Origin of the sequence: Glaciecola sp. 33A (genome assembly GCF_002836745.1) — a bacterium.
Classification (GTDB): domain Bacteria; phylum Pseudomonadota; class Gammaproteobacteria; order Enterobacterales; family Alteromonadaceae; genus Glaciecola.
The window spans coordinates 1-245 of sequence record NZ_PJAR01000021.1 but is presented as its reverse complement, the minus strand read 5'-3'; the positions used below and the strand labels follow the sequence as shown (position 1 = coordinate 245).

Genomic DNA, 245 nt, shown 5'->3' with positions numbered 1-245 from the left:
CTATGATTTTTAATCTATTATTTACGTAATTAAGCCGATTAAAAAAGTGTTCATGAAGCCTCCCCGAAAGTTACAAAAAACTGTCGAGGAGGCTTTATGTACAAACCAAAACATTGTTAGGAGTTATTATGAACACAACAGGATACGCAGCAAAAAGTGCGGGCTCAAAACTCACTGAGTTTTCTTTCGAGCGTCGTGATTTACGAGATAACGATGTAGAAATTGAAATTCTTTACTGTGGTGTC

At 36.3% G+C, this 245-nt stretch carries 1 pseudogene; it reads left to right on the top strand.

The annotated features are described in order from the left end of the window. Positions 1-128: 128 nt before the first annotated feature. Positions 129-245: pseudogene (locus CXF81_RS00395) on the top strand (NAD(P)-dependent alcohol dehydrogenase); the annotation flags it as partial.